The 12,150-nt window shown below is 33.5% G+C and carries 10 protein-coding genes; 3 read left to right on the plus strand and 7 right to left on the minus strand.

Annotation, left to right across the window (positions count from 1 at the left end; genetic code table 11):
* Positions 1-18: 18 nt before the first annotated feature.
* From cydC to trxB, 3 genes are all read right to left on the minus strand, one after another.
* A complete protein-coding gene (gene cydC / locus EV697_RS09190; RefSeq protein ID WP_132024894.1) occupies positions 19-1,752 on the minus strand; it encodes a heme ABC transporter ATP-binding protein/permease CydC in 1,734 nt (577 codons plus the stop codon).
* A complete protein-coding gene (gene cydD, locus EV697_RS09195) occupies positions 1,752-3,536 on the minus strand; it encodes a heme ABC transporter permease/ATP-binding protein CydD (RefSeq protein ID WP_132024896.1) in 1,785 nt (594 codons plus the stop codon). Before cydD ends, cydC begins: the two co-directional genes overlap by 1 nt.
* A gap of 88 nt (positions 3,537-3,624) precedes the next feature.
* The gene (gene trxB, locus EV697_RS09200; RefSeq protein WP_132024898.1) at positions 3,625-4,578 is read right to left on the minus strand and encodes a thioredoxin-disulfide reductase; all 954 of its coding nucleotides are present in this window, start codon (positions 4,576-4,578) and stop codon (positions 3,625-3,627) included.
* Positions 4,579-4,784: 206 nt separating this feature from the next.
* On the opposite strand from trxB, the gene sucC reads away from it, so the two are divergent.
* Positions 4,785-5,951: an ADP-forming succinate--CoA ligase subunit beta gene (gene sucC, locus EV697_RS09205; RefSeq protein ID WP_132024901.1), complete on the plus strand. Its 1,167-nt coding sequence runs from the start codon at positions 4,785-4,787 to the stop codon at positions 5,949-5,951.
* A complete protein-coding gene (gene sucD, locus EV697_RS09210; RefSeq protein WP_132024903.1) occupies positions 5,951-6,817 on the plus strand; it encodes a succinate--CoA ligase subunit alpha in 867 nt (288 codons plus the stop codon). The genes sucC and sucD overlap by 1 nt, the downstream gene beginning before the upstream one ends.
* A 104-nt stretch (positions 6,818-6,921) precedes the next feature.
* Here sucD and prmB read toward each other — a convergent pair whose 3' ends face one another.
* A complete protein-coding gene (prmB, locus tag EV697_RS09215) occupies positions 6,922-7,875 on the minus strand; it encodes a 50S ribosomal protein L3 N(5)-glutamine methyltransferase (RefSeq protein WP_132024905.1) in 954 nt (317 codons plus the stop codon).
* A 92-nt stretch (positions 7,876-7,967) separates the two neighbouring features.
* Here prmB and smrB point away from each other — a divergent pair, with 92 nt between their 5' ends.
* The gene (gene smrB, locus EV697_RS09220; protein WP_132024907.1) at positions 7,968-8,471 is read left to right on the plus strand and encodes an endonuclease SmrB; all 504 of its coding nucleotides are present in this window, start codon (positions 7,968-7,970) and stop codon (positions 8,469-8,471) included.
* A 68-nt stretch (positions 8,472-8,539) separates the two neighbouring features.
* Here the strand turns inward: smrB and yccS are convergent, their stop codons facing one another.
* The 3 genes from yccS to EV697_RS09235 form a co-directional block, all read right to left on the minus strand.
* Positions 8,540-10,693: a YccS family putative transporter gene (gene yccS, locus EV697_RS09225; RefSeq protein WP_132024909.1), complete on the minus strand. Its 2,154-nt coding sequence runs from the start codon at positions 10,691-10,693 to the stop codon at positions 8,540-8,542.
* A gap of 17 nt (positions 10,694-10,710) precedes the next feature.
* Complete coding sequence (mgsA, locus tag EV697_RS09230; RefSeq protein WP_132024911.1) at positions 10,711-11,169, minus strand: methylglyoxal synthase; 459 nt, start codon at positions 11,167-11,169, stop codon at positions 10,711-10,713.
* 105 nt (positions 11,170-11,274) lie between these two features.
* Positions 11,275-11,931, minus strand: a complete 657-nt coding sequence (locus EV697_RS09235; RefSeq protein WP_132024913.1) for a curli polymerization inhibitor CsgI-related protein — start codon at positions 11,929-11,931, stop codon at positions 11,275-11,277.
* Positions 11,932-12,150: the final 219 nt, after the last annotated feature.

Here is a 12,150-nt window from a genome sequence, read left to right on the forward strand (position 1 = left end):
CAACTCAATCTTTCTTATCTAAATTCTTTCTAGTAACCGTTTGAAGAAACCTTGTGGCTTATTGATTAATTCTGAATAAGATCCTTTTTCAATCAGTTTAGCATTATCAATAATACAAATTTGATCGAATTTTTCAATTGATGTTAAACGGTGTGTTATCATAATCAAGGTTTTCTGTTGGCAATGTTGTAATATTAACGCAAGTATATTGCGTTCTGTTTCACGATCTAGCCCTTCTGTTGGTTCATCAAGTAGTACTATTGGTGCTTCATTTAATAATACTCTTGCTAGCCCTAGACGGCGTTGTTCTCCACCAGAAAGTGGGCGACCACCATCACCTAACCATAAATCCAAACCTTGTTCTTGTTCTAATAATTTACTTAAGCCTACTTTTTGTAAAATATCAATAAATTGTGTATCTTTTATTTTAGTGGTTGAGGCTATTTGTAAGTTATTACGCAATGTATCACTAAAAATATGAACACGTTGTGTTAAAAAGCAAATATGCTGACGTAAACTACTTTCGGTATATGAGCGAATATCTTTGCCAGCTAACTGTAACTGACCTTGTTGTGCATCATAATGACGGACTAATAATTGTAAAAGAGTGGATTTACCACTACCTGTTTTTCCTAAAATAGCAACTTTTTGTTGAGCGAGTATTGATAAATTAAGATGATCAATAGCCAGTTCTTTTTTTTCTGGATAGTGGAATAGCAGATCTTGAATCTCAATGATTGGTTGATTTGGCGTAATTTGAATTGTATTAGTTCCATTAAATTGTACTAACGGCTGCTGTGAAGTTATTTCATTAACACGCTCTGCTGAAGCAACAATTTGTCCGATATGTAAAAATGCGGCTCCGATTGGCATTAATATTTCAAAGCTTGCTAAAGCCGCAAGTGCAAATAAGCCAATTAAGGCTTTAGGATAATCCCAATCACCAAAATCAGCATTGGCAGCAACCCAAAGGGTCGTGGATAAAATCAGACCATTAATAAATAATAAAAGTGCGGTAGAAAATCCTGATAGATTAGCTTCTTGCTGCTGGTAAGCTTGCCATTGTTGTTCTGTTTCATTTAATTGTTGTTTTAGTGGTTGTGCCGCATTGAAAAGTAATAATTCTGCTTGAGCTTGGATAAACTCGAGAAATTGAGTGCGATAATTGGCACGAGATTGTGTGAGAGCCAATCCAAATTTGTTACCTAAATGATAAAAAATAGTTGGAATAACAATTAGTAATATTAATAAGGTAAATCCGATACCTAACGCAATTTTTAGATTAAAGAAGCTTAGGGTTATCGTCATCGCTATAATAACAACGATTGCACTAATAAAAGGTGCAATAAGACGTAAATAAAGATTATCAAGGGTATCCACATCTGCAACTAATCGGTTAAGTAAATCTGTATTACGATAACGATTTAATACTGATGGGCTTAGAGGAATAATTTTACTAAAAACTTGCACACGTAATTTGGCTAGAATACGAAAAGTGGCATCATGAGTCACGATTTTTTCAAAATAGCGTGCAACCGTTCTACCTATAGCAAAGCCTCGAACACTAGCTGAAGGATAGAAAAAATTAAATAGGGTATGTATTCCTACAATAGCGGTAGCGGCAAGAAACCAGCCAGAAAGGGTTAATAAGCTGATACTGGCAGCGAGTCCCGTAATCATTAAAATAATGCCAATAAATAAAGGAAATTTAGCGTATTTAAATAAACGAATAAAAGGTAATAATGAACGCATTAGTTAATATCCTGTTGTCTTTGAGCAAGAAGTTCGGCAAAAAAGCCTTCATTTTTAAGTTGATCAAAATGTCCTTGTTGAATAATTTCACCTTCTCGCATTACTAGAATATTGTCACATTGTTTGAGATCTTCAATTCTATGGGTAATCATTAGTGTCGTTTGCGATTGGCTAATTTGTTGTAAGGCGGCTAGTACCAAATTTTCTGATTGAGCATCAAGGCTTGCAGTTGGTTCATCAAGTAGGAGTAAATTACCTTGTCGTAACAAGGCTCTAGCAACTGCAAGGCGTTGTGCTTGACCTACGGAAAGTCCAATATTACCTTCTTTAATTTTAGTTTCTAAGCCTATTTTATTGATAAATTCACTAGCTTGGGATTGCTCTAAGGCCGTTGTAATTTCTTGTTCTGTTGCTTGAATATCACCAAGTAATAAATTTTCTCTGACGGTGGCTTCTAACAGTAATGGATTTTGCCCTACCCAAGCAATTTGTTTACGCCATTGTGCTAGATTTAATGTGTTTAATTCAATATTATTAATAGTTAAACTGCCTTTGTAAGCTAAGAAACCTAATAATGTATTAATAATTGAAGTTTTCCCCGCACCACTTTGTCCAACTAATGCTGTGTGAGTTTTAGCTGATAAACGGAAATTTAATGGTTTTGTGAGAGCCTTGCCTTGTGGGGATAATATTACAAGATCCTGAGCGATAATTTCTATTGGCGGTACCACTGAATTTTCCATTTCACTTTGTGTAACTTGATCGTTTTGTTGTGATTGACTGGTTAAATAATCGGTTTCTAAGAAATCAACAATAGCATCTGCTGCACCAATACCCGCTGCACGATCGTGGTAATACGTCCCTAGATCTCGCAATGGTTGATAAAACTCAGGGGCAAGAATTAAGCAGAAGAACCCAACAAATAAGGTTAAACTGGTATTATAGGTACCAAAGTTAAGTTCACCGAGATAGCTAAATCCAAAATAAACTGCCATTAATGCAATAGAGATTGATGTAAAAAACTCTAAAACAGCCGAAGATAAAAATGCCATTTTTAGCACGTCCATTGTAGTTTCTCGATAGTCTTCGGTAGTTTCTTCAATATGTATGGTTTGTTCTTCTGTTTTGTTAAAGAGACGTAGTGTTTCTAAGCCTTTTAGGCGATCGAGAAATTGTCCACTTAGGCGTGCCAATATATTCATATTTTTTTGATTGCTATCAGCGGCTGCCATACCCACTAATATCATAAATAAAGGAATAAGGGGGGCGGTTAATAAGAGTATCAGTCCCGCTGCCCAGTTTAGTGGAAAAATGACGATTAAAATAACAATAGGGGTAATCGCTGATAGGCTTTGTTGTGGAATATAACGAGCATAGAAATTATGTAGGTTTTCTACTTGTTCTAACATAATGGTAGCCCAACTTCCTGCTGGTTTATTATTAATGGTTGCAGGACCTACAAGATGAATTTTATCAAAAATTTGTTGGCGAATAATATTTCTTAATTTTTGACCGCACTTAAAACCAATTTTTTCCCTAATGTAGAGAATAATTGCACGCAATGTAAAACAGAGGATAAGACCAATAAAATAGATGATTAATTGTTCTCGTGGCTTACCTTCAATAATTAAATTATGTAGAAGTGTTGCAAGGCAATAAGTTTGAATGACTAAAATTATTGATGAAATACTGGCAAAAATGATATTTAAATTTAATTGTTTTTTGATTGATTTTTGTTGATTATTAAGCCATTTTTGTAAATATTTCTGTCTTATTTTATCCATATGATCATCTTTTGTATTTTTTTGCGTATGATTAAAAAATAAAGCTAAAGACGTTTGAATACGCCCTTAGCTTTTTGAAGTTAAAACATTATTTTTCAGCATCTAAAAAGCGTTCGGCATCTAGTGCTGCCATACAACCAGTACCTGCTGAGGTAATCGCTTGACGATAAATATGATCCATTACATCACCAGCCGCAAAAACACCTTCAACTGATGTGGCTGTAGCATTACCACTGAGTCCAGATTTGACTACAATGTAACCATTATTTAGTTCTAATTGATCCGCAAAAATTTCGGTATTTGGTGAGTGACCGATAGCTACAAAAATACCATCTAATAAAAGTTCTTCTGTGGCATTTGATTTAGTATCTTTTAAACGTAAACCTGTTACACCCATTTCGTTCCCTAATACTTCATCTAAAGTACGATCGGTGTGTAAAATAATTTTGCCTTCTTCTACTTTTTTATATAAACGATCAATTAAGATTTTTTCCGCTCTAAAACTATCACGGCGATGAATTAAATGTACTTCAGCTGCAATATTGGCTAGATAAAGTGCTTCTTCTACGGCAGTGTTACCACCACCAATCACTGCAACAGGTTTATTACGATAAAAGAAACCATCGCAAGTAGCACAAGCTGAAACCCCACGTCCTTTAAAAGCGTCTTCTGATGGTAATCCTAAATAGCGAGCAGAAGCACCAGTTGCAATAATTAACGCATCACAAGTGAAAGTATGGCTATCACCATAGAGAGTAAATGGACGTTTTGATAAATCCACTTTATGAATATGATCAAACACAATCTCAGTTTCAAATTTTTCAGCGTGTTCAAGCATTCGTTGCATTAATTCTGAACCTGTGGTTTCTTTAAAATCACCTGGCCAATTCTCAATTTCTGATGTGGTAGTGAGTTGTCCACCTTGTTGTAGTCCTGTTACTAATACTGGATTTAAATTTGCTCTTGCTGCATAAATTGCAGCAGTATAACCAGCAGGACCTGAGCCTAAAATAAGTAATTTGCAATGCTTGTTATCAGACATAGTAATTCCTTTCTTGCGTGATCTTGTTAATTTACTAATAATTTTCTTTGTCATTATAGAGATTTCAAGAATTAAATCTAGATTTATGGGTAATTTAGTATTTATCTTTAAGAATTTCTTTATCTGTTTTTATAAATCAATTATTCTTAATACTGTACAAAAATTAATATTTAATGAATGTAAACATAGGGTTAAAAGGTAGTAATATGAATTTACATGAGTATCAAAGTAAAGCAATTTTTTCTGAATACGGCGTGCCTGTTAGTTCGGGGATATTATGTCATCATATTGATGAGGGATTAGCGGCGATTAGTAAACTAGGTGGTCAAAAATGGGTAGCGAAATGCCAAGTACACGCAGGGGGAAGAGGTAAAGCAGGTGGTGTTAAGGTTTGTAAATCTGCACAAGAAGTGCGGTCGTTTTTTGATACTTTTTTAGGAAAACCTTTGGTTACAGCACAAACGAATCATTTAGGTAATCCCGTTCACAGTATTTATATTGAGCCTTATATTGCTATAAAAAAAGAACTTTATTTAAGTTTGATTGTTGATCGTAGCTTGCAACGAGTGGTTGTCATTGCCTCAGCAGAAGGTGGTGTTGATATTGAAACTGTTGCTCAAAAAACACCGCACTTATTACATAAAGTGGTGCTTGATCCCCTAGTAGGAGCAATGCCATATCAAGGTCGAGCGTTAGCTTTTAAGCTTGGTTTGCAAGGTGCTCAAGTCTCAGAGTTTAGCGAATTATTTTGTAAACTCGGTAAACTATTTAAGGAAAAAGATTTAGCGTTAGTAGAAATTAATCCACTGATTATTCAAGAAGATAACCATTTACATTGCCTTGATGCTAAGATTGTCGTGGATAATAACGCATTATTTCGTCATTCAGATTTATTAGCAATGCGTGATTCCAGTCAAGAAGATCCTAGAGAGGCGGAAGCTGAAAAATATAATTTGAGTTATGTTGCTTTGGAAGGAAATATTGGCTGTGTTGTCAATGGGGCTGGTTTGGCAATGGGGACAATGGATACCATTAATTTTTATGGCGGAAAACCAGCTAATTTTTTAGATATTGGTGGTGGGGCAACGAAAGAAAGAATGATAAAAGCCTTTAATATTATTTTTACGGATCATTCAGTAAAAGCAGTAATAGTGAATATTTTTGGTGGTATTGTTCGTTGTGATCTTATTGCAGAAGCGATTATTAGTGCGGTAAATGAAATTGGTGTAAAAGTTCCTGTGGTGGTGAGATTAGAAGGAACCAATGCTGAACAAGGACATCAAATTTTATCTCAGAGTAATATAAATATTATTGCAGTGAATAGTCTAGCTGAAGCTGCAAAAAAAGTGGTGCAATTAGCGGAGGGTAAATAATGTCAATTTTAATTAATAAACATACCAAAGTTATTTGTCAGGGATTTACAGGAAGTCAAGGGACATATCATTCAGAACAAGCCTTACAATATGGCACTAAATTAGTAGCGGGCGTATCGCCTAATAAAGGCGGAACCTATCATTTAGGTTTGCCTGTCTTTAATACTGTAAAAGAAGCTGTGGATTATACAAAAGCGACCGCAACAGTAATTTATGTACCTGCACCATTTTGTAAAGATGCAATTTTTGAAGCCATTGATGCGGGGATTAAACTGATTGTTTGTATTACAGAAGGTATTCCCGTTTTAGATATGATAGAAATAAAAGTTAAATTAGATGCCACAGGAACAATAATGGTTGGACCCAATTCACCAGGGATTATCACACCTGATGAGTGTAAGGTCGGTATTATGCCAGCAAATATTCATCGAAAAGGGCGAGTAGGGATTGTTTCTCGTTCAGGCACATTAACCTATGAAGCGGTTAAACAAGTTAGCGATGAAGGGCTAGGACAATCTACGTGCGTAGGGATTGGGGGAGATCCTATTTCTGGTTCAAGTTTTGTGGATATTTTACGCCAATTTGAAGCTGATCCTGAAACGGATGTAATTATTATGATTGGGGAAATAGGTGGTACTTCCGAAGAAGTGGCTGCAGAATTTATTAAAAATCATATGAGTAAACCTGTTATTGCTTACATTGCGGGTATGACTGCACCAATAGGAAAACGAATGGGACACGCAGGAGCGATTGTTAGTAATGGAAAAGGAACAGTTAATGAGAAAATTACCGCACTCGAAAAAGCGGGCGTTAAAATTGTTCGTAGTTTAACGGATATTGGCACAATGTTAAGGTCAATATCTTAATTTTATTATTATAGAGTTAAATAACAAGGTTTATTACCAGTTGTTGTATTAAGGGTAATAAACCTTGAGTTTTTTCTTTTCTAATTTAGTATTTATATTCTAAATTAAGCTTTAAATTCATCTCTATGATTAACTAAATCTGTTTTTGTTAGTGCAAATACGCCTACGCCACCATTTTTCAATTCTTGCCATTTAAATGGTACATCAGGATATTGTTCGGTTAAATGAATCATACTGTTGCCTACTTCACATACTAATACACCATTGTCAGAGAGATAATCAGCTGCAGCATAAAGAATTTGTTTGGTGATGGCTAATCCATCAGTACCTGAACCTAGAGCCATTTCTGGTTCATAATGATATTCTTCGGGCATTTCGGCGAGATCTTCGCTATCCACATAAGGTGGGTTGGCAATAATAAGATCATATTTATCTTCAGGTAGGCTAGAGAATAAATCAGAGCGAATTGGGAAAACACGATGTAATAAATTATGGCGTTCAATATTAATTTCAGCCACATTGAGTGCATCAATAGATAAATCAACGGCATCAATTTCTGCATAAGGAAATTGTTCTGCACAAGCAATCGCAATACAACCACTTCCTGTACACATATCAAGAATTCTGGTCGGTGCTGATTGTAATACTGATGAAAAATTATCTTGAATAAGGGCACTGATTGGTGAACGAGGAATAATTACTCTTTCATCAACATAAAACTCTATGCCACAGAACCATGCACTGTTAGTGAGATAAGCTACGGGGATTCGCTCAGAAATTCGAGTTACAACTAATTTAATAATATGATTTTTTTCAGATTGAGTAAGGCGTGAGTTATATAAATCATTTGGTAGGTCAATTGGTAATTGTAATGCTGATAATACCAGTTGTACCGTTTCGTCCCAAGCATTATCATAACCATGTCCATAATAAATATCAGAGCGATTGAAAGTACTGTAAGTCCAACGTAAAAAATCTTTGATAGTATGCAGATCTTGTTGCACATTATCAGAGATGATATTGTGGATAAGATCTTGATTGAAATTTATGGTAGTCATTATGATTTCCTTTGAGCTGTGTCATCTGTTTACTAGTTATATCATAATTATATGCTATCATTAAGTAAAAGTTATGGGTTATTGGGATAATTATGCGAGAGAATGACGATTTAAGTTTATTCCGAGAGATAGTCAAGGATGTTAAGCCATTGGAACAGAATGTATTTGTTCCAGAAAGGAAAAACTTAAAGAAAAAATTAGCGATTAAAGAGATTAGAGAAAAAGAAGATACATTATTCTTTTTTTCAGATGAATACGAACCTTTGTTAAATGAAGAAAGTGCGGTTAAATATTTAAGAGAAGGGGAAGATTCTTATTTATTAAAGCAGTTAAGACGTGGTGATTTTTCGCCAGAATTATTTTTAGATTTACATGGTTTAAAAAAACAAGAGGCTAAAATTGAATTGGCGAGTTTAATTCAAGCCTGTGAAAAAGAACATATATGCTGTGCTAGTGTGATGACAGGATATGGTACTTTTACCTTAAAACGACAAGTTCCTCGATGGCTAGTTCAGCATCCTAGAGTGAGAGCATTACATCAAGCTCCAAGAGAATGGGGCGGTGATGCAGCCATTCTAATGTTACTTGATGTTTAATTCCGCTAATAATTTTATTTTTTTATGATAGTACTTTATTGTCTATTTACTTATTAGCAATTTAGCAGTTAATTGTTTGTTTTGTGTTCTATTCTATGATAGGAATTATATAGTGCAGGCAGTATCTGACAAATTAAGTTTATTTGTTGTAAAGGGATACTTAATTTTGTATCGTTATTTAAGTTATTATTTTCGTTATTTAATTTTTTTAAAGCATATTCTACCTTTAAAATTTGATCATTAAATATAGTTGGTTCTAATTGATCAATATTTTCTAAAATATTTATTAACTTTTTACTTACAGGGTAAAAACCTGCTAAAAATGTAATATTTTGCTTTATTTCTTGCATATTTTTACGATAAGCACCTAACGCGGAAATGTAACTGAGTAACGAATAGTTAAGTTTTAACAGCTCAAAACTATCTTGTAAGTAATGTTGATATTTTTGGGGCTCGTTATTCATGTTAGATATTGTTGTACTGAGAGCAGTGGCTGTTTCATGAGCCTTCCTTCTCGCTATTCGGTATTTCAATGGATCGCCTTTACCAAATTGTAATTGTCCAATAATGTAAACAAAATATTTTGCATTTGCTTTCATTGTTTGATGAATTACTTTTTTTATCGTGAGATATTTCCAATCTGGCCATAAATAAGATACCGCAAACCAAGCAATACTCGTACCAATTAGAGTATCTAATAATCGAGAGAATGTAGCATTACTGACATCAAATCCCATTATATTAAAGCTAATAATAACTTGTAATGTAATAAAAAATGTTGAGAAGCTATAATTATTGACTCTGAAAAAGAAAAACAAACTACTGGTGGCGACAATTAATCCTAATTGCAATTCTAATGTAGGTTGTATATAAGGTATGAGGGAAGCTACTATCACACCTAATATGGTACCGACAACCCGTTGTTTTAAGCGTACTTTAGTTGATGAATAGTTAGGTTGACAAACAAGAATAGCAGTAAGGAGTATCCAGTAACCTAAACTTAAATCAAGTAGCTCCACAATCATACAACAAGTAAAAACAACGATAGAAAGTCTTACTGCATGGCGAAATAGTTGTGATTCAAAAGTGAAATGACTATAAATAGTCAAAAACATATTTTTTACACCTGTTATTTGATCGGTATGAATAAGTGCCGTTTTATATTCATCTTCTTGATCGGTTTGAGTTTGATCAATATGTTTAAGTTGCCAAGCAACAAATTGTAAATTTTCAACTAATGTTTTAATTGTTAGTTGTTGTTTCTGGTCAATAATATTTGCGTTTAAATAGAGTTCTAGTGATTGGGTTAAACCAGTAATTGCTTGATCTAATCGTTGATTATAGCAATATTTTTGATTGTTTTGTAAGCTATAGGCAATGTTACGACAAGATTGAGCTTCAATTTCTAGCAATCTTAAAATACGAAAAACCAAGTCTGTATTTTTAAGCTGTTCAAGTAATTGTAGGTGATCAAGATGACTAGAATTAATTCTTTCGTGAATTTCTTGAGCAACAAAGTAATATTTTATCATCTTTGCTGTTCTTGCATGTCTATGTTGTCCGCTTATTCGGTTAAATAATATGGTTCTCGTGTTATTGAAAGCGTCAATCAGGTTACCATTTTTGATGGCGAGTGATATATGTTTATTCTCTAAATCTGCAATATCATCAGGATCAAAAAAATGGGATTTTTTTTCTAAATATTCAGCTAATGCAAGAAAAGATACCGCAACGCTTTCTTGTACTGGTCGATTCGGAAAAATGATGTGTATCGTGAGAGAGCATAAGCTATAAATAATTGTTCCACATAAAATCAGAATTGGATTTACATACCAAGCAGTGCTTGGGATATAAGCTAGTGTTGTGTAAAGGGCAACAATTAATGTACCAAATGCAATTGTACTATAACGTTGCCCTAAGGCTCCAATCATTGTGAAAATAAAGGTGATTAACATCATTAGTAAACTGAAACTAATCCCTTTACCAATCATAAGTTGAGTAGCAACAGAAGATATTGAGAAGGCAATTAATGTATAAAAGACATTTTTTAAGCGACCAGTTAAACGATTATCAAGATCGGTTAATCCTCCTGCAATAATTCCCAAAATAAGAGGCATTGTTTGTTGAGATATATCTAGTTGCCAAACAATAATTGCCACTATATTAACGGCAATAAAGATCGGCAGAGTGGCAACTATTTTTGCATTTAACCAATTATTCATCATTTTAATTAATATTATTATTTTAGTCTTTCATTTAAGTAATTTTGATAATCGGGAATTTGGATATCAATTTTTTCTTGGAATGCAGGCGAACTAATTAGAAAATCGGCAGTGGATATATTCATTGCTACAGGGATATTCCATACTGTCGCAATACGCATCAACGCTTTTACATCTGGATCATGTGGTACTGCATTCATTGGATCCCAAAAGAAAATGAGTAAATCAATTTTATTTTCAGCAATTAATGCACCTAATTGCTGATCACCACCCATTGGACCGCTAAGCAGGCTTTGAACAGTAAGCCCCGTTTCTTTATTAATTAAATGGCCTGTTGTTCCCGTGGCGTACAAAATGTGTTTTGAAAGGGATAAGGTGTGTGATTTACACCAATTAACTAAATCGAATTTACAGTGATCATGGGCAACAAGTGCGACAGATTTTTTATTTGAAAGGGTACGAGTCGTAAATTTCATCATATCTTCCTTAGCGATAAAAAGTGAGCTATTTATCGCTCACTTTTAGGTGTTATCTTTATTACTGTCATAATCTTTAATTTATTATTAAAGATTACTACAATATTATTTTTGTTTCTTTGCCCAATTTATAAAACGAGTTTGGGTTTCTTTATCTGCTTGTTGGAACCAGTATTGTAATTGTTGTTCTGCGATATTTTCACCTTGAACAACAATTTTATCCTTTTGTGTTTTTGCAAAACCAGGCATTGCAGTAGGAAGTGAACTGGTCGCAAAACCAGAAACAGAGGCAATAGAATTAGAAGCATTATATTCAGAAAGATTACCAATTAAATTAACCCCAGGCAAAAAGCCTTCTTGCTTTAAAATCTCTTGCTTTGTATCAATAGGATTACCTGATTTTGTTGTTAATGTAATTTTAGGATTGGCCTTAAAATTATTGACATCATTTTCATTTTCAATTTTAGGCGCTACAATCATAAGATCTTCATTGGTATTTTTAAAGGTAACAATAATTGGATCTGATTCATAAAGAGAACGATCAGAACCGTATCTAACAATTTCTGAAACTCGAACAACAAGTTGATGAAGTTGGTTGTCAGTAATTTCAAAACTGCTTTTTGATTTAAATAATGATTTATTTGCTTTTTGACCATCAACAGCTAAAACATCAATATTTGATGAACTATTAATCATACTTGCAAAACTTGTGGTACTACTAATTAATGCTACAATCGCTAATGCATTAACACGAAATTTCATAATTGCTCCTAATTATTTTTTAAATAATAGATTTAAATTTTAGCTAACTTTAACTAGTTAAAGTATAGAGCTATGCTAGTCTAATTTCAAACAAATGAAAATAGAAAAATTGATTTTAATAAAATATTTATTAAATAAGTTATTATAGAATAATATGAGTTTATTATTTATACTAATTAAATAATATTGATTTTTGATATATAGTGAATTTCACCTATA

Origin of the sequence: Bisgaardia hudsonensis (assembly GCF_004345785.1) — a bacterium.
Lineage (GTDB): Bacteria > Pseudomonadota > Gammaproteobacteria > Enterobacterales > Pasteurellaceae > Bisgaardia > Bisgaardia hudsonensis.